The 21,501-nt window shown below is 71.8% G+C and carries 15 protein-coding genes; 3 read left to right on the forward strand and 12 right to left on the reverse strand.

All coding sequences use genetic code 11. The features are described 5' to 3' along the window. Positions 1-105: 105 nt before the first annotated feature. Positions 106-555 (reverse strand): MarR family winged helix-turn-helix transcriptional regulator, encoded by a 450-nt coding sequence (locus LCD33_RS22365; RefSeq protein ID WP_224960339.1) that lies wholly within the window; start codon positions 553-555, stop codon positions 106-108. Positions 556-765: 210 nt separating this feature from the next. On the opposite strand from LCD33_RS22365, the gene LCD33_RS22370 reads away from it, so the two are divergent. Beyond that, positions 766-1,554: an SDR family NAD(P)-dependent oxidoreductase gene (locus LCD33_RS22370; protein WP_224966960.1), complete on the forward strand. Its 789-nt coding sequence runs from the start codon at positions 766-768 to the stop codon at positions 1,552-1,554. Between the two features lie 50 nt (positions 1,555-1,604). Here the strand turns inward: LCD33_RS22370 and LCD33_RS22375 are convergent, their stop codons facing one another. Further along, positions 1,605-2,534, reverse strand: a complete 930-nt coding sequence (locus LCD33_RS22375; protein ID WP_224960335.1) for an alpha/beta fold hydrolase — start codon at positions 2,532-2,534, stop codon at positions 1,605-1,607. 151 nt (positions 2,535-2,685) lie between these two features. Between LCD33_RS22375 and LCD33_RS22380 the strand changes: the two genes are divergently transcribed. Together LCD33_RS22380 and LCD33_RS22385 are read left to right on the forward strand one after the other, a co-directional pair. Continuing rightward, on the forward strand, positions 2,686-3,291 hold the full coding sequence (locus LCD33_RS22380) for a TetR/AcrR family transcriptional regulator (RefSeq protein WP_224966961.1): 606 nt from the start codon (positions 2,686-2,688) through the stop codon (positions 3,289-3,291). Positions 3,292-3,730: 439 nt separating this feature from the next. Then, a complete protein-coding gene (locus LCD33_RS22385) occupies positions 3,731-4,276 on the forward strand; it encodes a Pycsar system effector family protein (RefSeq protein ID WP_224960331.1) in 546 nt (181 codons plus the stop codon). Positions 4,277-4,280: 4 nt separating this feature from the next. On the opposite strand, the gene LCD33_RS22390 is transcribed toward LCD33_RS22385, so the two are convergent. The 10 genes from LCD33_RS22390 to LCD33_RS22435 all read right to left on the reverse strand — a co-directional run bounded on the left by LCD33_RS22390 (position 4,281) and on the right by LCD33_RS22435 (position 20,971). Next, complete coding sequence (locus LCD33_RS22390; protein WP_224960329.1) at positions 4,281-4,937, reverse strand: Crp/Fnr family transcriptional regulator; 657 nt, start codon at positions 4,935-4,937, stop codon at positions 4,281-4,283. Between the two features lie 207 nt (positions 4,938-5,144). Then, on the reverse strand, positions 5,145-6,077 hold the full coding sequence (locus LCD33_RS22395; RefSeq protein WP_224960327.1) for a heme o synthase: 933 nt from the start codon (positions 6,075-6,077) through the stop codon (positions 5,145-5,147). Next, on the reverse strand, positions 6,074-6,451 hold the full coding sequence (locus tag LCD33_RS22400; protein WP_224960326.1) for a DUF3817 domain-containing protein: 378 nt from the start codon (positions 6,449-6,451) through the stop codon (positions 6,074-6,076). Before LCD33_RS22400 ends, LCD33_RS22395 begins: the two co-directional genes overlap by 4 nt. Positions 6,452-6,568: 117 nt before the next feature. Then, a complete protein-coding gene (locus LCD33_RS22405) occupies positions 6,569-7,675 on the reverse strand; it encodes an LLM class flavin-dependent oxidoreductase (protein WP_224960324.1) in 1,107 nt (368 codons plus the stop codon). Positions 7,676-8,048: 373 nt separating this feature from the next. Then, the gene (locus tag LCD33_RS22410; RefSeq protein WP_224960321.1) at positions 8,049-9,392 is read right to left on the reverse strand and encodes a lysine N(6)-hydroxylase/L-ornithine N(5)-oxygenase family protein; all 1,344 of its coding nucleotides are present in this window, start codon (positions 9,390-9,392) and stop codon (positions 8,049-8,051) included. Positions 9,393-9,458: 66 nt separating this feature from the next. Next, on the reverse strand, positions 9,459-10,292 hold the full coding sequence (locus LCD33_RS22415; protein WP_224960319.1) for a siderophore-interacting protein: 834 nt from the start codon (positions 10,290-10,292) through the stop codon (positions 9,459-9,461). A 125-nt stretch (positions 10,293-10,417) separates the two neighbouring features. Then, entirely contained in the window at positions 10,418-11,833 is a 1,416-nt protein-coding gene (locus tag LCD33_RS22420) for a DHA2 family efflux MFS transporter permease subunit (RefSeq protein ID WP_224978245.1), read from the reverse strand. 18 nt (positions 11,834-11,851) lie between these two features. Beyond that, positions 11,852-12,049, reverse strand: a complete 198-nt coding sequence (locus tag LCD33_RS22425) for an MbtH family protein (RefSeq protein WP_224960315.1) — start codon at positions 12,047-12,049, stop codon at positions 11,852-11,854. Continuing rightward, positions 12,046-19,185, reverse strand: coding sequence for a non-ribosomal peptide synthetase (locus tag LCD33_RS22430; protein ID WP_224960313.1), 7,140 nt, complete (start codon positions 19,183-19,185; stop codon positions 12,046-12,048). Before LCD33_RS22430 ends, LCD33_RS22425 begins: the two co-directional genes overlap by 4 nt. 469 nt (positions 19,186-19,654) lie before the next feature. After that, a complete protein-coding gene (locus LCD33_RS22435; RefSeq protein WP_224978246.1) occupies positions 19,655-20,971 on the reverse strand; it encodes a GNAT family N-acetyltransferase in 1,317 nt (438 codons plus the stop codon). Positions 20,972-21,501 lie beyond the last annotated feature (530 nt).

Below are 21,501 nucleotides of genomic sequence, written 5' to 3' on the forward strand. Positions count from 1 at the left end.
CCCCCCCCCCCCCCCCCCCCCAACCCCCCCCCCCCGGGGGGGGGGGGCCCGGCGGCGGGGGGGGGGCGCCCCCCCCCGGCGCCCCGTTCACTCCCGATCGGGGTGTCAGGCCCGGGCGGTGACCCGGTGGAAGGCGTCGACGAGGTCGCCGAGTTCGGGGACCTGTTCGGCTTCGGCGAGGGTCTTCTCGAGCGCCGCGTCGTGGGTGGGCCGCGCCTGCTCGAGGAGCGCGCGGCCTTCGTCGGTGAGTTCGGTGTAGATGCCCCGCCGATCGTCCTTGCACAGGATCCGGGTGAGCAGCCCCCGGTCTTCGAGCCGGGTGACGAGCCTGGTGGTGGCGCTGCCGCTGAGCGCGGCGGCGCGGCTGAGCTGCTGCATGCGCATGTGCCAGCCGTCCTGCCTGCTGAGCGCGTCGAGGACGGTGTACTCGACGACGGACAGCCCGTGGTCGGCGGTGAGCGCCTTCTCCAGGGCGGATTCGAGCATTCCGTGCAATGCGGCGAGGGTGCGCCAGCCTTGTGCCCGCACTTCGACCGCGTCGTCGGCGATCCCCACGCCACACCTCCTACCGGCGAGCTCGACGGGTGAGCTCACTCTCCCCACCACCATAGCAGCTTGCGCAGATAGAAAGCGCCTGCAACTATTTAGCAAGCGCGTGCAACTACCAGCTGAAGCCGCATTTCTTCCCACGCACGCCGAAACACCCGCATCACCCCGCGCCCCAGCGGGAACCCCGTGGCGAACACCCGAGGAGAGCGAACACCGATGAACACCGACATGACCGGCCGCACCGCCCTGGTCACCGGCTCCACCAGCGGCATCGGGAAAGCCATCGCGGCGAGCTTCGCCCGCGCCGGAGCCGACGTCGTCGTCAACGGCCGGTCCCAGGACCGGGTCGACGCCACCGTCGAATCGCTGCGCGCCGACACCGGCGGTTCGGTGCGCGGCATCGCCGCGGACATCGGCACGGCCGAAGGCGCCGAAGCGCTCATCACCGAGCTGCCCGACGTGGACGTTCTCGTGAACAACGCCGGGATCTTCTCCGCCACCCCGGTCTTCGAGATCAGCGACGCGGAATGGTCCCGGTTCTTCGAGGTGAACGTGCTCTCCGGGGTGCGCCTGGCCAGGCACTACACCCCGCGCATGGTGCAGCGCGGCTGGGGCCGGGTGATCTTCATCAGCAGCGAGTCCTCGATCTTCATCCCCACCGAGATGGTGCACTACGGCATGACCAAGACCGCGCAGCTGTCCGTGGCGCGCGGCATGGCCCAGGAGGTCAAGGGCACCGGCGTCACCGTGAACAGCGTGCTGCCCGGCCCGACGCTGACGCCCGGCGTCGCGGAGTTCATCGCCAGCCGGGTCGGCGACGACGTGCCGTTCGAGGAGGCGGAGCGCCGCTTCATCGCCGAGGAGCGCCCGAGCTCGTTGCTCGGCAGGCTGATCCGCCCCGACGAGGTGGCGAGCCTGGTGCTCTACGCCGGATCGGAGGCCGGCTCGGCGACGACCGGGGCCGCGCTGCGGGTGGACGGCGGCGTCGCCCCCTCGCTGGCCTGAGCGGTGCCGCGGAACCGGCGGGCGGTCGAGCCCACCGGATCCGCCGCTGCTCAACCGCGGTACTCGGCCAGGAACGGGCGCATCGCGGCGAGCATGCCCACCGGATCCTCCTCCGGCACGTAGTGCCCGGCACCCTGCAGCACGACGCTGGTGACGTCCGTCGCGACCGCGCCGATCTCGGCCGCCATGCCTTCCCCGATGGACTCCGAACCGGCGATCGTCAGCACCGGCAACGTCAGCTTCCGCTCACGCCGCACCAGGTTCTGCTCGATGATCGAATCGATGGCGCGGTAGTAGTCGAAGCTGGCCCGCAGTGCCTCCGGGTCGCGCAGCGCGTCCACGTAGACCTGCACCGCGTGCCCCGGGATCGACGTCGGCGTGGCGGCCTTCGTGGCGAACTGGTGCCCGAAGTAGACGTCCTCCCGTCCGCGCACCAACCGCTCGTTGATCTCCAGCGCGCGGTTGAAGTTGAAGTGCCACAGGAGATCGCTGGTCCGCCGGTCGGCCAGCAGCGGCGGTGACTCGGACAGCCCGGGCACGATCGCCTCCGAGAACACCGCCCGCTCCAGCACCTCCGGGTGGTCGGCGGCCAGCGCGTAGCCGGTCCAGGCACCGATGTCGTGCGAGACGAGCGCGAACCGCTCGTGGCCGAGCTCGCGCATCAGCTCCACCAGATCGGTGGCCAGCGTCCCGGAGTCGTAGCCGGCGGCGGGCTTGTCCGTCAGGTTCACGCCGCGCGGGTCCACCACCACGACGGAGAACCGCTCGGCGAGCTCCGGCAGGACGAAGCGCCACTGGTACCAGTTCTGCGGCCAGCCGCCGAGCACCAGCAGCGGCGGACCGTCGCCACCGCTCAGGTAGTGCGTGCGCAGACCGCCCGCCGTGGCGTAGTGGTCCCGGAAGGTCTCGGTGAAACCGTCCGGCAGCAGCGGCGCCGAAGCGAGGGAACCGGGGCCGTGCGGAACTTCGGTTGAGGTCACGAGGAAACTCCGTGTTCGACGAAGGAGGGGAACCCGGCCGGTACCGCTCGGCGCCTAGCGGACGGCTCACCTGGGTGGCCGGGCCGGCCGGTACGACCTACACTAGCCATGTTGGAACGATCGGTCAAACATGCCGGAGGGAGTGCGCCAGATGGCAGGACGCAAGCAGTTCGACGTCGACACCGCCCTGGACGGAGCGATGCACGTGTTCTGGGAGCACGGCTACGCCGAAGCCAGCCTCAGCAGACTGCTCACCGCCACCGGGCTCGGCCGCGGATCGCTGTACTCCACCTTCGGCGGCAAGGACGAACTGCTCCAGCGCAGCGTCCGCCGCTACGCCGAACTGTTCGCCGCGCCCATGTCCGCCGCCCTGCGCTCCCGCCCGGACGACCCCACCGCCGCCGTCCGCGCGTTCTTCGACACCGTGCTCACCCGGCTCGCCGACCCCGAGGTGCCCGCCGGCTGCCTGATCACCCGGCTCGCCGCCGAAACCGCCGACCTGGACGCGCCGGTGCGCGAGGTCGTCGCCGGCGCCCTCGCCGGGCAGCGCGCCGAGATCCGCGCCGCCCTCCGGCCCGCCGAAGACGCGGTGCCCGCGGAACGGCTCGACGACCTGGCGCTGTACGCGGCCGCGATCAACCAGTCGCTGACCGTGCTGCACCTCGCCGGGACACCGGTGGCCGAACTGCGCACCGTCGCGGACCTCGCTTACGAGCACATCGCGGCGGCGCTGGCCACGCCGCCGCGAACGGAGTGAACGGACCCTTCGAGCAACTAGATGGGACGAACGGTCCGTTCACTCCGCTCCGGAGCCACCGAACTTCGAGTCAACGGACCGTTCGACCAACAGGACTGGACACACGGTCCGTTCACCCACGCGCGGCGGCGCCCCGCACCGACGGGAGGCCCGTGGAGTGAACGGACCGTTCGACCAACAAGATCGGACAAGCGGTCCGTTCACTCCACAACGGCGGGGCTCGGAAAGAGGCAGTCGCTCGCCGCCGCGGTGCACCGGTCGCGCCGAGTGAACGGACCCTTCGACCAACTAGATGGGACGGACGGTCCGTTCACTCCAACACTGGGGCGGAGTGTGGCACCCCGTACCTCGCTCTGTGTCGTCTGACGCAGAATCCGGACACCAAGAGTGCTGAACTGGTCACGCAACGAGATCGACCCACCGCAGGGAGGACTCCGCCATGGCCCGCCGCACCGCACCTCGTCCCGCTCCGCAGCCCGAGCCCGCCACCGACGACCACCTCACCCCCGAGCAGGAGCTGGACGTGGCGCTGCGCACCGCAGGTGACTTCCGCACCTGGATCTCCGGCGCCGACACCAAAGCGGGACTGCTGATCCCCGCACTCGGCATCGGCATCGGCGGCGCGGGCAACGCCATGTCCGGGTCCCACGCCGCGGCGCTGCAGCACGGCCCGCTGCGGGCCGCGTCGCTGGTGCTGCTGGGGCTGCTGCTGTGCGGGGCGCTGGGCGCGCTGCTGCACCTCGCGGCCGTGCTCACGCCGCGCACCGGCGCTCCGGCCGGCGGGGCGAACGCGTTCGCCTTCCCAGCCTTCCGCCCGGCGCACGGAGCCACGGCTACCGAGCTGTGCGCGCAGGCCTGGCAGCAGGCGGAGGCGCTGGCGCAGATCGCCGCCACCAAGTACCGGCGCCTGCGCATCGCGCTGCACTGCTCCTGCGGGGCGCTGCTGGCGTTTCTGGCGTGGACGGCGCTGCTCGCGGTGCGCTGAGCCGCTACTCGAACCCCGCGTGCTGGGCGAGCAGTTCTCGGTCCAGCACCGCGATCCGGCGCCGCCGCGTGTCGACGGCGCCGCGGTCCCGCAGCTCCCGCAAGGCCCGCGCCACCGTCTCGCGGGACGCGCTGGTCGCGGCAGCCAACTCGGCCTGGCTCAACGGGATCGCGATCGCGTACCGGCCGGGCCCGTCCGGCACCCCGTGCTCGCGCACCAGGTCCAGCAACAGCCGGGCCAGCCGCTGCCCCACCCCGGACGAGGTGAACTCCACCCGGTACCGGTCGGACTCGCGCATCCGGGCCACCACGCCGACCAGCAGCTCGAACATCACGTCGGGGTGTTCGTGCAGGAACCGGCGGAACTCGGCGCCCGGCACCACGTCCGCCTGCACCGGCCCCAGCGCCGTCACGGCGGAAGCCCGCGGTCGCCCGTCCACCGCGGAGAACTCGCCGATCACCGAGCCGGGCCCGCGGATCGCGAGCACCGTCTCCGCGCCCCGCGTCGACATCGACCACACCTTGACCTGGCCGCTGCGGATCAGCAGCACGTGGTCCGACCGGTCCCCCACGCCGAACAGGACGGCACCTCCCCGCCACCGCCGGGACGTGCCCACCGACCGCAACGCGGCCACCGCCGCCTCGTTCCACCGCTCGCCCATGCCGCCCCCGCTCGCGCGCCTCCGCGGGGTTCCACGCACCCCGGCACTCCGCTGCAACCCGGTGGCCGAGTGCGGCCGACCATGATCGTGGAGGACCCGAGCTTGACAGGCGTGGGCCGGGCTCGGCCAGCACCCGGACGAGGAGCGGTGCGAGAGGCCGCCCACCACACCGACGTCCCGGCCGGACGCGACCGCGTGCGACCGACGTCAGCTGAAGGTCGGCAGGCCCACCGCGGCGTCCACCGCGATCGCCACGAACAGCACCGCCAGGTACGAGTTCGACAGGTGGAACAACGTCATCGGATTCGTCGCGCGCCCCTGCCGCACCGAAGCGTGCAGCCGCTGCGCCACGATCAGGAACGCCGCGCCGGACAGCACCGCGATCGCCACGTACACCCAGCTCGTCGCGGGCACCAGCAGCAGCGTGGAGGCGACCGTCGCCCAGCTGTACACCAGGATCCGCGCCGACACCTGCCGCGGCGTCGCCACCACCGGCAGCATCGGCACCCCGGCCCGCGCGTAGTCGTCCCGGTACTTCATCGCCAGCGACCAGAAGTGCGGCGGCGTCCACAGGAACACGACCGCGAACATCACCAGCGCCGGCCACTCGACCTCGCCCGCCACCGCGGCCCAGCCGATCACCACCGGCATGCAGCCCGCCGCACCGCCCCACACGATGTTCTGCGAGGTGCGGCGCTTGAGCAGCAGCGTGTACACGAAGACGTAGAACAGGATCGCGGCCAGCGACAGCACCGCCGCCAGCAGGTTCGCCCCGATCGCCAGCACCGCGAACGACACGGCGCCCAACACGATCCCGAAGATCAAGGCGTGCTTGCGCGGCACCTCGTAGCTCACCAGCGGACGGCTGCGGGTGCGGTGCATCACCGCATCGATGTCCGAGTCGGCCACGCAGTTCAACGCGTTCGCGCTGCCCGCCGACATGGCGCCGCCGACCAGCGTCACCAGCACCAGCCACGGCGACGGGATGCCGCGCTCGGCCAGGAACATCGCCGGGATCGTGGTGACCAGCAGCAGCTCGATGACGCGCGGCTTGGTGAGCGCGAAGTAGGCGGCCAGCACGCCGCGCCGCTTCGCAGTGGTGGTGGGAGCTGCTTCCGCCTGTTCGGGAACGGCCGTCATGAGCTCGTCGACCCGGTCGTCGCCGCGGCCTCGAACGGCAGCGGTTCACCACCGGTGCGCAGCCGGTGCCACAGCACCACCTTGCGCTCCGCGAAGAACGCGCCGAGCGGGATCGTCCCGGCCAGCAGCACCAGCAGCATCCGGCCGTACGGGATGCGCAGCTGCACCGTCGTCACCAGCGCGACGAACAGGTACACGATGTAGAGGTAACCGTGGCCGATGCCGATCGTGGTCGTCCACGAGTCGCCCATCAGCTGCGCGGACGAACCCTCGGGCCACAGGTATTTGAACACCATCGCCAAGCACAGCAAGATGAGCAGCACCGCTGTCACGTACGCCATGACCCGGTATGCGGCCAGAACGCCAGGCTTCACCACAGATCCCTCAATCCCGCCTCTGCCACGAACACCGGAAACGACCGTACGCCACCACCGGTGCACGCCTGCGCGTGACCTGGCGGGACAGTGGTGCCGGCCACGCGATGGCGTGGCTCAGGACACTCCGGGCAGACCGTAGGCGCGGGCGATCAACTCGTAGGAGCGCAGCTTCGCGTCCCGGTCGTACAGGTTCGCGGTGAGCATCAGCTCGTCGACTTCGGTGCGTGCCCGCAGCTCCTCCAGCTCCGCGTGCACCGAATCCGGCGTGCCGTGGATCGCGTCCGCCAGCCACGAGTCCACGATGCTCTGCTCCACCGCGGAGTACGGGTAGTCCCGCGCCTCCTGCGGGCTCGGCATCCGGCCCGGGTTCCCGCTGCGCAGCCGCAGCATGCTCAACGCCATCGGACGCGCCAGGTCCAGCGCCTCCTGCTCGGTGTCGGCCGCGATCGCCTGCGCGCCGATCATCGAGTACGGCTCGGCCAGCACCTCGGAGGGCTGGAACGACTTCCGGTACAGGTCCAGCGCAGGCAGCGTGTTGCGCGCCGAGAAGTGGTGGGCGAACGCGAACGGCAACCCGAGCGCGCCCGCGACCTGCGCGCTGAACCCGCTCGAACCGAGCAACCACACCGGCGGCGCCTGCCCGTGCGGCACCGAACTCACCTCGGCGTACGGGTGGTCGGCGCTGAAACCGTCGCCGAGGAACCGCAGCAGGTCGCCCAGCTGCTCCGGGAAGTCGTCCACCGAGAGCGGGCCGCCGGTGCGGCGCAGCGCCCGCGCCGTCCCCTGGTCGGTGCCGGGGGCACGGCCGATGCCCAGGTCGATGCGACCCGGGTGCAGCGCCTGCAAGGTGCCGAACTGCTCGGCCACGACCAGCGGCGCGTGGTTCGGCAACATCACCCCGCCCGAACCGAGGCGCAGCGTGCTCGTCGCCGACGCCAGGTGCGCGATCACCACCGGCGGGGAGGAGCTCGCGATGCCCGGCATGCCGTGGTGCTCGGCGACCCACAGCCGGTGGAATCCCCAGCGCTCGGCGGCCCGGGCGAGTTCGGTGGTGGTGGCCAGCGCCTCCCCCGGCGTCGTCTGCGCGCCGACGGGCGCGAGGTCCAAGATCGACAGCGGCACGGCCGAGCGGCCGCGGGCGGTGCCGCGGATCGGGTCGGGCCGGGATGCGGGACCGCCGGCCTCGAGGGCGGTGCGGTCCGGGTTGGCGACGGTGTCCATCGCCGCTTGCAACCATCCGGCGGCGTGGCTTTGTTCCCGGGCCGCTGTGCGGGTGCTCACACGCCCGGACGCGGGTGAACGGACCGTTCGTCCGATCTAGTTGGACGAAGGGTCCGTTCACTCTCTCCCGGGTTCGGTGGAACGTCCGGGCGCCGCCGGTTCGCCACGGCCCGCCGCCGGAGTCAACGGACCGTTTATCCGATCTAGTTGGACGAAGGGTCCGTTCACTCTCCCCCGGGCAAGGCAGGCCGGTGAGCGGGAGCCGGGTGAACGTTCACCCGCCCCACGCGGCAGGTCCGTGGGCGGGGATCAGGTGAACGGACCGATCGTCCTATCTGGTTGGACGAACGGTCCGTTCACTCCCCCGCTCGGGTCAGGCCCGGTCGCCGGTGAGCGCGTAGTCCGGGTGCGCAGCCGGGGCCGGCGAGCTGCGGTGGCGCAGGATCGACTCGCGGATGTCCCCGGCCCGCACCGCACCGTTCGACAGCAGCGAGGAGGTGATGCCGTGGGTGTGCTCGGTCCCGCCTTGGAAGTACACGCCGCCGCGCACGCTGCCGGTGGTGCGCACCCGGTAGTCGCGGTCGACCTGCACCTGCCCGTCGCCGTCGCGGAGGCATTCCTCCCAGGTGCGCCCGAGGAACCGCCCGGGGTCGCCGGGACGGCAGCCGGTGGCGTAGACGAGCACGTCGGAGTCGAGGACGGTGCGCTCCCCGGTCGGGAGGAATTCGACGGTGACGGCGACGCCGTCGTCGGTGGCGCGCACGTCGACGATGCGGGAGGCGTTGAGCATCCGCAGCCGTTCCTCGCCGCGCACCTTCTCCTGGTAGGCCCGCGCGTAGAGCTGCTCGATGAGTTCGAGGTCGACCACCGAGTAGTTGGTGTTGCGGTGGTAGTCCATGAGCATCTGCTTCACCCCGCTCGGCGCGGTGTAGAAGTGGTCGACCGCGTCAGGGTCGAAGATGCGGTTGGCGAAGGGGCTGTCGTCGGCGGGAGTGTGCCCGTACCGGCTGAACACCGAGCAGACCTCGGCGCCGGTGAACGTGCGGTGCAAGTAGTCGGTGACCTCGGCGGCGCTCTGACCGGCGCCGATGACGGTGAACCGGCGCGGTTCGCTGTCGCGGAGTTCGCCGACGCGGTGCATGAGTTCGAGGTTGTGCCACACGCGGTCGCCGAGCTCGGCGCCGGGCGGCAGGCTCGCTTCGAGCCCGACGGCGACCACGATGTTGCGGGCGCGGCTGGTGGTGACCTGGCCGGAGCCGTGCCGCACGAGCACTTCGAAGACCTCGCCGTCCTGCACGGGCCGCACGTCGATGACTTCGGCGTCGTACTGGACGAGGTGGTCGAGCCTGCCCGCGGCCCACTCCAGGTAGTCGTGGTATTCGACGCGGGTGGGGAACATCGTCTTGTGGTTGATGAAGTCGACGAGCCTGTTCTTGTCCTGCAGGTAGGACAGGAAGGAGAAGTCGCTGGCGGGCTCCCGCATCGTCACGAGGTCCTTGAGGAACGAGACCTGCATGGTGGTGCCCTCGATGAGCATCCCGCGGTGCCAGCCGAACTGCGGTTTGCGTTCCAGGAAGCTCGCGTCGAGCCGTTCGCCCTCACCGCATCGGCGGTTGTGTTCCTCGACGGCTACGGCCAGCGCTAAGTTGGAGGGGCCGAAGCCGATGCCCAGGATGTCCTGGACGTGGCCTTGCACGTGGGTCGGAGCCGCAGACACGGTTGTCCCTTCGCCGGTACCCGGTCGGTGTCGCGCGCGGGCACGGTGGAATCCGCAGACCGCTCGTCAGTCGCGGTCGTGGTTGTATCGATCGTGGTAGTCGGTTTCGGCCATGCCGGCCTTCCAGTAGCCGATGGCGAGCACCGACGCGGGGTCGAACCCGCGGTCCTGCCGCAGGTGGCGGCGAATTCCGCGGACGACCCCGGATTCACCGGAGACCCAGGCCGACACGTCGAGGGTGTCGGGGATGTCGAGGTCGCGGACCGCGTCGGCGAGCAGGGTGGAACGCCCCGCGGGGATCCCGTCGCGGTGCAGCCAGGTCATCCGCACGTTCGGCGGGCATTCGATGTGCTGCTGGTCGCCGCTCCCGCCGACTTCGAGGAAGACCTGTCCGCTGGCGGTGATCGGGAGCTCTTCGATGATGGAGGCGATGGCCGGCATCGCCGTCTCGTCGCCGACCAGCAGGTACCAGTCGGCTTCCCGGCAGGTGCGCCCACCGGGTCCGAGCACGCCGAGGTAGTCGCCGGGTTCTGCGCGGCGCGCCCAGGACGCGGCGACACCGTGTTCCCCGTGCATGACGAAGTCGATGTCCAGCTCGCCGCGCTGCTCGTCGTAGCGGCGCACCGTGTAGGTGCGCATGGTGGGTCGTTCGTGCGGTTCGGGCCAGTCGTAGCGGCCTTCGTCGTTGAGGACGGGGAGCACCGGGCGATGCTGACCGGGTTGCGGAACGAACACCTTCACGTTGGGCCCGCTGTGCTGCTCGCGGAATCCGGTGAGTTCCTCGCCGCCGAGGGTGATGCGCCGCATGGACGGCGAGAGCTCCGTCGTGCGCAGCACTTCCAGCGTGCGGGTCGGCGGACGGCGGTGTGCGCCGCGTCGGGGTCGGTCCGCTGTCGTCATCGGGCCTGGCGTTCCTTCCTCACTGTCTCCAGAACGATCACTGGAATTAAGGCTAGCCTAACCATAGAACGTCGGGATGTCTTCATCCGGTGGGCCAGATCTCGCCACCCGCTCGGGCGGAACCGTCAGCCCCGCCCGGCGGGCACCGCGTCGGCCCCGTCCCCGGCTTCGGCCGCGCGACCAGCGGTGGTGCGCAGTTCCGCCGGGTTCTTGATGCGCAACGCCACCAGGACGCCGAGCAGCGCGAATCCGGCGGAGACGAGCATCGCAAAGTGGTAGACGCCCAGCGACCCGGAAGATCCCGCGCCGCCGATCGCCAGCACCCCCGCCGTCACCGCCACGCCCAGCGCCGAACCGACCTGGCGCTGCACGTTGAACAGTGTGGAGGCACCGCCGGTGGCGGTGGCGCTGATCGTCGCGAACGCGACCACCTGCAACTCGATCGAGGCGGCGCCGACGAAGAAACCGGAGGCGAACTGCACGACGCCCGCCGACAGCGGTCCGGTCACCAGGTTCATCGCTGCGAACGACCCGGCCGCGCCGAGCATCGCCACCGCGATCAGCAGCCGCGGACCCCACTTCGGGTGCGCCCAGGTCACCGCCTGCGAAGCCACCATCAGCCCCACCGCCTTCGGCAGCGTCACCAGGCCCGTCTCCCACGGCGAGGCGCCCATCCCCGTCTGGTACATCAACGTGAACCCGTAGAGGGTGCCGAGGAACCCGGCCACGCACGTCGCCAGGATCAGGCTGGCCCGCCGGAACGAGGCGTCGCCGAACAACCGCACGTCCAGCATCGGCTGCCGCGACCGCAGCTGGCTCACCACCAGCGCCACCAGGCAGCCGAGGCCGACCGCGCCGGCCAGGTAGAAGTGCGGCGAGCCGGGCCCGCGCATCGACACCGCGTCCAGCGCGTACATCAGCAGCCCCAGGCCGGGCGCGGCGAGCGCGAACCCGACCAGGTCGAACCGCTTGTGCACCGATTCGACGTGCTCCCGCAGCCGCAGCGCTCCGTACACCAGCGCCAGCACCCCGAACGGCACGTTCACGAAGAAACCCCACCGCCAGGTGAGCTGCTCCACGAACAGCCCGCCGAGCACCGGCCCCAGCGCGGGGGCGACGGCGGTCGGGATCACCAGCACCCGGGACAGCTTGATCCGCTCCTGCGGCGGGTAGGCGCGGAACAGCATGGTCAGCGCCACCGGGCTCAGCACCCCGCCGCCCGCGCCCTGCACGATGCGGGCGAGGGTCAGCTGGGTGAGGTCCTGCGCCGCCCCGCACAGCGCGGAGGCCAGCACGAACGCGCCGAACGCTGCCAGGAACACCTTCTTCGTGCCGAACCGGTCGCCGAGCCACCCGGACACCGGGATGCACACCGCGAGGCTCACCAGGTAGCCGATGTTGATGGCGCTGGTGGCGCTCGGCGGCACCCCGAACTCGGCGCCGATGGCGGGCAGCGCCACGTTCACGATGGTGGCGTCCATGCCGTTCATGAACATCGCGGCGACGTAGACGACGCAGACCGCGACCTTGGGGTCGTTCACACGCATTGGTTTCCCGATTTACACGCTGTTGCGGGCCGGGCGGATGTCCGTCCAGTGCACCTCGATGTGGTCCAGGCAGGACTTCCGGTCGGCGGGGCCGTGGGCGACGGTCCAGCCGTCGGGCACTCGGATCCGCTCCGGCCACAGCGAGTACTGGTCCTCGTCGTTGATCAGGGCGTAGAACGAGCCGTCGGCGTCGTCGAACGGGTTGCTCATGCTCCGGAACTCCTTCGTTGGTCGGAGGCGGTTCGCTGGTCGGAGGCGGTTCGCCGGTCGGACCCCGCGGCGCCGCGGAGCCGATCTTCGACGATGGCCGCGATCTCGGCGAGCGGGGCGGGGCGGGTCATGTCCTTGTGCTCGCAGGCGATGTCGTGGTTCTCCACGACGCCGTCCACGTACGGCTCCCACATCCGGGGGGTGAGCGAGGCCTTCGCCTGGTTCTCGGTGGCGGTGAAGAACAGCAGGTCGCCGTGGAAGGTGCCGTGGTCGGCCTCGTTCTCCAGCACGGCGCAGTTGGCGAAGTTGTCGATGATCGCCTTGACGGTGTGCTCTTCGAGGTTGGCCAGGGCGCTGCCCTCGGCGGAGAGGATCTCCATCACGTCCTCGCGGCGCAGCGGCCCGTCGCCGAGCCGCGCCATGTCGTAGCCCGCCATGTACAGCAGCGCCTTGAGCGCCTCCTCCTCGGTGGGCAGCACGTCCCACACGTCCTTCGGGTACGAGTCCAGCATGCAGAGGAACCGGACCTGTTCGCCCTGGTCCTGCAGCTGGGTGCTCATCTCGTGGGCGATGACGCCGCCGAAGGACCAGCCGAGGAAGTGGTACGGCCCGTGCGGCTGCACGGTGCGCACGTGCTCCAGGTACTCGGCGGCCATCGCGGCGAGGTCGTCGAGCACCGGTGCCGGTTCGTCGAGCCCCCGGGACTGCAGGCCGTAGAGCGGGCGCTGCGGGTCGATGTGCTTCATCAGCCCGGAGAACGGCCAGGCGAGCCCGGCGGCCGGGTGCACGCAGAACAGCGGTTCCTCCGTCCCGTCGGTGCGCAGCGGCAGCAGGATGCCCAGCGCGTCACCCTTGCCGCCGGTGCGGACCCGCGCGCCGAGGCCGGCGACGGTGGGGGCGGCGAACAGGCTGCCGACGTTGAGCTTCACGCCGAGCGCCTCGTCGATGCGGGCGATCAGCCGGGCCGCGAGCAGCGAGTGCCCGCCCAGGTCGAAGAACCCGTCGTGCACCCCGACCCGCGGTAGTTCGAGGACTTCCGCGAACAGCTCGCACAGCACTTCTTCGGTGGGGTCGCGCGGCACGGCGGAGCCGACGGCGGCGGCCAAGTCGGGTTCGGGCAGCGCGGCGCGGTCCAGCTTGCCGTTCGGCATCAGCGGCAGCGCGTCCACGAACACGATCGCGGCGGGCACCATGTAGTCCGGCAGCGATTCGGCGACGTGCGCGCGCAGTTCCGCCTGCTCCACGTCCTGCTGGGCGACGACGTAGCCGATGAGCCGCTTGTCACCGGGCCGGTCCTCGCGGACCACGGTGGCGACCTGGCCGACCGCGGGGTGGCGGGCCAGCGCGGCTTCGACCTCGCCGGGTTCGATGCGGAAGCCGCGGATCTTGACCTGGTCGTCGGCGCGCCCGGCGAAGTCCAGCGCTCCGTCGGAACGCCACCGCACCAGGTCGCCGGTGCGGTACATGCGGGAGCCGGGGGCGCCGTACGGGTCGGCGACGAAGCGTTCCGCGGTGAGCCCGGGCCGCTTCAGGTAGCCGTGCGCGAGCCCGGTGCCGGAGACGTACAGCTCGCCGACGACGCCCGGCGGTACCGGGCGCAGCGCCGCGTCGAGCACGTACAGCCGGGTGCCGGGGTCGGGGACGCCGATGGGCACCGAGGTGCCGGTGTCCGGTTCGCAGTCCCACAGCGTGGAGTTCACGGTCGCTTCGGTCGGCCCGTAGCAGTTCAGCATCCGGCGGTCCCGGGCCCAGCGCTGCACCAGGTCGGCGGGCACCTTCTCCGCGCCGCACAGCAGGGTCGCGTTCGGCGGCAGGTCCACCTCGGGCGGGAACATGCCCATCACGGACGGGCCGATGGCCAGGTGCGTCACCCCGTGCTCGGCGGCGTAGTCGGCCAGCGGCGCGCCCGGCACCCGCCGGTCGGCGGGCACCACGACGAGGGTGCCGCCGGAGAGCAGGCCCATGCAGATCTCCCAGAACGCCACGTCGAAGCTCGGCGAGGCGAACTGCAGCACCCTGCTCTCGGCGGTGACGCCGACCCGCTGCGCCTGGGTGGCGACGAGCCCGACGACCCCGGTGTGCGGGACGACGACGCCCTTGGGCCTGCCGGTGGAACCGGAGGTGTAGATCACGTACGCGGGATCATCCGCAGTGGACTTGCGAGGCGGGGTACCGGTGGGCCGGGCGGTGAGCGCCGTGCGCACCTCCGCGTCGTCCAGCAGCACCGCGGGCGCCCCCTCGGGGACGCGATCCGAACGCGCCAGCACCAGGCCCGGCTCCGCGTCGTCGATCATGTGCTGCAACCGGTCCGCCGGGTAGTCCGGGTCCAGCGCCAGGTAAGCGGCTCCGGAGGCCAGCACCGCCAGCAGCCCGATGATCAGTTCCGGGGAGCGCGGCAGCATCACGCCGACGATCCGGCCGGGGGCGGCACCGCGCTCGATCAGCAGGTGCGCCAGCGCGTTCACCCGCTCGCCCAGTTCGGCGTAGCTGAGCTCCACGTCCTCGAAGACCAGCGCCGGCTCGTCCGGGTGCGCCGCGATCCGCGCGTCGAGCAGGTCGGGGAAGGTCGCGGGCCGCACGTCCTGCTCCGGCACCGCGTCGCCCCAGCGGAAGATCCGCCGCCGCTCCTCGGCGTCCAGCAGGTCCAGGTCGCCGATCGGGGTGTCCGGGGCGGCCGCGGCGGCGGTCAGCAACCGCACGAAGCGGGCGGTGAGCGCTTCCACGCTGCGCTGCTCGAACAGGTCGGCGCTGAACTGGGCGACGCCGTCGACCCCGTCGCCGGTCTCGCGCATGCTCAGCGCCAGGTCGAACTTCGCCGCCCCGGCGTCCACCGTGTCCACAGTGGATTTGAGGCCGGGGAGTTCGGCGTGCACCGCCTCCGCCTCGCCCCAGTAGGCCAGCATCACCTGGAACAGCGGGTGCCGGGCCAGCGAACGCGACGGGTTGAGCACCTCGGCGAGCCGCTCGAACGGCAGTTCCGCGTGGTCGTAGGCGGCCAGGTCGGCCTGGCGCACCCGGTCCAGCAGTTCCGCGAACGTCGGCTCCCCCGAGGTGTCGGTGCGCAGCACGAGGCTGTTCACGAAGAACCCGACGAGCTCGTCGAGCCGGTCGTCGCAGCGACCCGCCACCGGGGTACCGATGGGGATGTCGGTGCCCGCGCCAAGCCTGGTCAGCAGCGCGGCCAACCCGGCCTGCACCACCATGAACGGGCTCGCCCGGTGCGCCGCGGCCAGCGCCCGCAGGTCCCGGTGCAGCGCGGCGTCGAGGGAGAACCGCACGGTGCCGCCGCGGTGGCTGGGTGCCGCGGGCCGCTGGTGGTCGGCGGGCAGCGCCAGCTCGTCGGGCAGCCCGGCCAGCTCCGCCCGCCAGAACGCGAGTTCGCGGGCGGCGAGGCTGTGCTCGTCCTGCTCGTCCCCGAGCAGTTCCCGCTGCCACAGCGCGTAATCCGCGTACTGCACCGGCAGCGGCGGCCACTCCGGTGCCGCACCGCGCAGCCGGGCGGCGTAGGCGGTCGCCAGGTCGCGCAGCAACGGCGCCATCGACCACTCGTCGGTGGCGATGTGGTGCAGCAGCACCAGCAGCACGTGCTCCCGCTCGCCGGTGCGGAACAGCTCGGCGCGCAGCGGCGGCTCCTGCGCCAGGTCGAAGCCGTGCCGGGCCGCGGTTTCCAGCGCCTCGTCCAGTTCGGCGGCGGCGACCTCGTGCACCGGCAGCTCCGGTGCGGCGGCGGGCAGCACCCGCTGCCGCGGCTCGCCCTGCCGGTCCGGGAACGTGGTGCGCAGGCTCTCGTGCCTGCCGACGACGTCACCGAGCGCGGCGCGCAACGCCGCCACGTCCAGCTCGCCGGACAGCCGCACCCCGATCGGCAGGTTGTAGGTGGCGCTCGGCCCCTCCAGCCGGTGCAGGAACCACAGCCGCTGCTGGGCGAACGACAGCGGCACCTCGTCCGGGCGCGGCACCGGTCGCAGCTCCGGGCGGGCCCGCAGCGCCGGTCCCAGCCGCCGCACCAGCCCCGCCACCGTCGGGTGGTCGAACAGGGTGCGGATGGAGACCTCCACCCCGAGCTCGCCGCGCACCCGCGCCAGCAGCCGCGTCGCCAGCAGCGAATGCCCGCCGAGGTCGAAGAACCCGTCGTCGATGCCGACCTCCGGCACCCCGAGCACCTCGCCGAACAACCGGCACAGCGCCGATTCGACCTGGTCCCGCGGGGCGCGGCCGGTGGCCTGCGCCGCGAAGTCCGGCGCGGGCAGCGCGCGGACGTCCAGCTTCCCGTTCGCCGTCAACGGCAACGCGTCCAGCAGCACCACCGCGGACGGCACCATGTAGTCCGGCAGCTCCGCGGCCAGGTGCGCGCGCAGCTCCGCCGGGTCGGCGGTCGACACCGCGTAGCCGACCAGCCGGTGGTCGCCCGGCTGGTCCTCGCGCGCCACCACCGTCGCCTGCGAGACCTGCGGGTGGGCGGCGAGGCGCGCCTCGATCTCGCCGAGCTCGATGCGGAACCCGCGGATCTTCACCTGGTGGTCGGCGCGGCCCACGAACTCCAGCAGGCCGCCGTCGCGCCACCGGGCCAGGTCGCCCGAGCGGTACATCCGGGTGCCGCCCGCGCCGAACGGGTCGGCGACGAACCGGGACGCGGTCAGCCCGCGCCGTCCCAGGTAGCCGCGCGCCAGGCCCGCCCCGGCGATGTAGAGCTCGCCGACCACGCCCGGCGGCACCGGCTGCAGGTTCTCGTCCAACAGGTACACCCGCAGGTCCGGGATGCCGCGGCCGATGAGGCTGCCGTCGCGGCGCGCCACCAGCTCGGGGTCCAGCTCCACGTACGAGACGTGCACCGTCGTCTCGGTGATCCCGTACATGTTGATCAACTTGGGTGCGTCGGGGTGCCGCGCGTACCAGTCGTCGAGGCGGGACAGGTCCAGCGCCTCACCGCCGAACACGACGCGGCGCAACGCCAGCTCCCGGCTCGGCTCTGGCGCGTTCCGGTCCGCCTCGACGAGCTGGTAGAACGCCGACGGCGTCTGGTTCAGCACCGTCACCCGCTCCCGCACCAGCAGGTCCAGGAAGTCCTCCGGGGAACGGCTCACCTCGTGCGGCACCACCACCAGCCTGCCGCCGTGCAGCAGCGCGCCCCACAGCTCCCACACCGAGAAGTCGAAGGCGTACGAGTGGAACAGCGTCCACACGTCCTCGGTGCCGAACCCGAACCACGGCTCCGTCGCGGTGAACAGGCGCACCACGTTGTGATGCGGGATGACCACGCCCTTCGGCTGCCCCGTCGAACCGGACGTGTAGATGACGTACGCGGCGTGGTCCGGGGTCAGCGGGCCGCGCTCGCCGCCGAGCGGATCCCGCTGCGAGTGCTCGGCGATCTGCGCGGCGCTCGCCGGGTCGTCCAGCAGCAGCCGCGGGATGTCGGCGGGCAGGTTCTCGTGGTGCGCGGTGTCGCTGATCAGCATCGCCGGCTCGGAATCCGCCACGATGTAGGCGATGCGGCTCGCCGGGTTCCCCGGGTCCAGCGGCAGGTAGGCGGCACCGGCCTTGAGCACCGCCAGCACCGACACCACCAGCTCCGCCGAGCGCGGCAGCGCCAGCGCCACCAGCTGCTCCGGGCCGACCCCGTGGTCGATCAGGCAGTGCGCCAAGCGGTTCGCCCGCGCGTCCAGGTCCGTGTACGTCAGCTGCTCGTCGCCCCAGGTCAGCGCCACCGCTTCCGGGGTGCGGCGGACCTGGTCCTCGAACAGTTCCGGCAGCGTCTTCGCCGACAGGTCGGGGCCGACCGGGCCGCCGTTCCACTCCTCCAGCACCAACCGCCGCTCGTCGGCGGACAGCAGGTCCAGCTCGCCGACCGCGCCGTCCCCCGCGGCGAACCGGTCCAGGAAGCGCAGGAACCGCTCGCGGTGCGCGTCGACCTCGTCGCCGGTGTACAGGTCGGGATTCGCGTCGAACTCGAAGCGCATCCCGGTGCCCGCCGTGTACACCGACACCGTCAGGTCCTCCACCGGGCCCGCGGCCAGGTTGTGCACCGTCGAGGTGTGCTCGCCGAAGCACAGGTCGTAGTCGAACGCCTTCACGTTGATCATCGGGCCGAACAGCGGGCGATCGGTGCCCAGCAGCCGCAGGTCCCGGCGCAGGTCCTCGCCCCGGTACTGCTGGTGCTTGCGCACCTGCCGCACGGCCTTCGCGACCTGCGCGATCAGCTCGTCCCGGGTCGTCTCCGGGGTGACGGCCAGCCGCAGCGGCAGCACGTTCACGACCATGCCCGGCACCCGCGACGCCGCCGAACCGAGCCGCCCCATCACCGGCAGGCCCAGCACCACCTCGCGCCGGCCCGTCACCCGGTGCAGGTAGGCGGCGAACGCGGCGATGAACGCGTCCGGCCAAATCGTGCGGCTCTGCTGCGCGGCACCCGCCAACGCGTCCGCCGCACCCGAACCCACGTCGGCGACGCGGCGCACGAAGGTGCGCGCGGTGCGGCCCGACCGGCCCGCCAGCGTCGTCGCCTCCGGCTCGTCGGCGAACGACTCGCGCCAGAACCGCCGGTCCCGCTCGAACTTGTCCGACCCGCGGTAGTCCTGTTCCGCGTCGAGCAGCGCCGACAGCGGCTCGAACGGCGAATCCGCCGGCTTCTCGCCCGCGACCAGCGCCGAATAGGCCTCCGCGACCCGGCGCAGCACGATCGAGAAGCCGTAGCCGTCGATCGCCACGTGGTGGATCCGCTGGTACCAGAGCCAGTGGTCGTCGGCGAGCTTCACCAGCGCCGCGGTGAACAACCTGCCCCGCTGCCCGCCGACCGTCAGGTCGACCGGTTCCGCCAGGTCCGCGCGCATCCACCTCAGCGCCGCGGCCAGCGGATCCGCGTCGCCGCTGACGTCCACGACCGGCAGGTCCAGGTGCCACGGCGGGTCGATCACCTGGCGCGGGCCGTCCGCCGCCTCCACCACCCGGATGCGCAGCGACTCCGCCTCGGCGAGCACCACGTTGAGCGCGTCCTCGAACAGCTCCGGCTCCACCGGGCCGTGGATCTCGACGTACTCGCTCGTGTTGTAGATCGGGTTCGCGCGGTCGAGGGCCTGCGCGAACCAGATCCCCGCCTGCGCGGCGGACAGCGGCAGCGACACGTCCAGAGGCTCCGGCATCGTTCTCCCCCACGGGACACGGACAAAGTAAGGCTAACCTTATTTCACCGTCCGCCGAGTGACCAGAACCCCTGCTGCGTGCGCTACCTCTCAGCGGGGAGGCGTCCACCCGGCGGTAACCACCCGAGCCCGTGGGGTGAACGGACCGTTCGTCCCATCTAGTTGGTCGAACGGTCCGTTGACTCGGGCTGCGCACCCGCGGCGGAGGACCTGGATCCGCCCGCCCCGGGAACGAGTGAACGGACCGTTCGCCCAATCCCGTTGGACGAACGGTCCGTTCACCGTCGAAGTCCTCCCACCCACCGCGCCGGATCATCGTCCGCGAGCACCGGGGTGAACGGACCGTTCGTCCCGTCCGGTTGGTCGAAGGGTCCGTTCACTCCCCGCGCTCTAGCGCCGGTTGCGAGTGAACGGACCGTTCGTCCCGTAGAACTGGACGAACGGTCCGTTCACCTGCGCGGGAGAGCTGTCAGCGGTCGTGCACCATCAACGCCGAGTTCTTGCCGGGCAGCCCGACCTCGCGGGCCCGGACGAAACCCGCCTTCCCGAAAGCCGCCACCGACGCTCCGTTGTGGACGTTCGGCTCGGCGACGACCCGCGCGCATTCCGGATCCGCCGCCAGCAGGCCGTGGGCCACCGCCTCCAGCAGCGACGAGCCGAAACCGCGCCCGATGGCGTCCTTCTCCCCGATCGCGATGTGCACGCCGAGATCACGCGGGTGCAGCGGGTAGCAGGTGGCGAGCTTGTCGCGGACCACCCGGTACAGCTCGACGTAGGCGACGTCCCGCCCGTCGCGCCGCACGATGCACGGCACCGAGTGCTGCCCGCCGAGCTGTGCGCCGAGCTCGTTCCGCCAGCGCTGCAACGACCACGCCTGGTTCCAGTTGACCGCCACGTGGTCTTCATTCATCCACCGGTGCACCAGCTCCGGGTCCTCCGAGTTCAGCGCGACCGGCCGCAACGACCAGCCGTCGCCAAGTTCCGGGACCGGCACCCCGGGCACGCCGTCCGCGGCGGTGGCGCGCATCGGGTTCGGCACCTCGTAGCGCACGGGCGAGACCGCCACCTTGCCCTCGGCCAGGTAGCGCAGTCCGGAACCGTTGAGCACCGCCAGGTCGGTCAGGGTGGCGCTGTCGAGCCAATGCCGGATGACCCGTTCGGTGTCGGGGTAGGTGTCGGCGAGCGCGCCCAGCTCCTCGGCCAGCGCGACCAGCAGTTCCTGCTCGTCGGCGACTCCGCGCAGTCCGAACCGGCCGATGGCGGCCAACGAGCGGCGGGTCAGCAGCCGGGCGGTCACCTCGGCCAGGTCGGCGCGCTCGTCGAGGTTGCGCAGCGCCGGCGTCACCGTGCTCTCCACGTGCGAGGCGAGCCAGCGCCGCGCCTCGTCCTGCGACGACACGCCCTGCCCGAGCACGTCGACCTCGTCGTTGCCCGTCAGCGGATCCACCGCGCCGGTGCGGACCGCGTCCAGCAGCCAGTCCAGCAGCGTGCCCGAACCCTCGGCGTTGATCGGGGCGTCCGCGGTGGCCCGGCCGCGTGCGTCCGCCGAGCACGCCGCGGCCAGCAGCGCGGAGTCGGCGAGGTCACCGGAGTCCGCCACCCGGATCGGTCCGAACCCGTGCGCGCCGGTCGGTGAGCGGTAGGTGACCTCGGTGGTGAACCGCAGCGGCCCGATCGTCACCTTCAGCGGACCCGCTTCGATCGGGGTGTGCGTTTCCGCGAGCCACCTCCGCAACAACAGCGCCGCCCGCGGGTCCACCTGCACGTTCTCGGCCACACCTGTCACACGCCACCTCTTCACGCTGCGTTGGGAACGCCGACCCTAACTCAGCCGACCGGGTAACGGACCTGCCTTCTCCGGTGCCCCCGGTCACCACCTTCGCGGAGTGAACGGACCGTTCGACCAACTAGATGGGACGAACGGTCCGTTCACCCGAAACCTCGCACGGCCGACCGGGTGAGGCAGCTCCAGTGCCCGTCCCTCCGATCCGGGTCCCGGGTGAACGGACCGTTCGTCCAAGCGGATCGGGCCAACGGTCCGTTCACCCCTGGCGGCCGGCGGCAGCGGGGAGCTCCGAGCAGCATCGGCCGGAGTGAACGGACCGCTTGACCAACTAGATGGGACTAACGGTCCGTTCACTCCAGGACCGGCGGGGCGGGCGCGGCACTCGGCGGCGCACCGGCGCACCACGACAGCACCGGAGTGGGGGGGGCCGGGGGGCCCAGAAGAAGGGCCGCACGGGGGGTGAGGGCGGCGGCGGGGGGGGCGCGGGCGGGGCGACGAAAAACCCCCGCCCGCCCCCCCCCCGCCCCGCC

Source organism: Saccharopolyspora sp. 7B, assembly GCF_020177435.1.
Taxonomy (GTDB): Bacteria; Actinomycetota; Actinomycetes; order Mycobacteriales; family Pseudonocardiaceae; genus Saccharopolyspora_C; species Saccharopolyspora_C gregorii.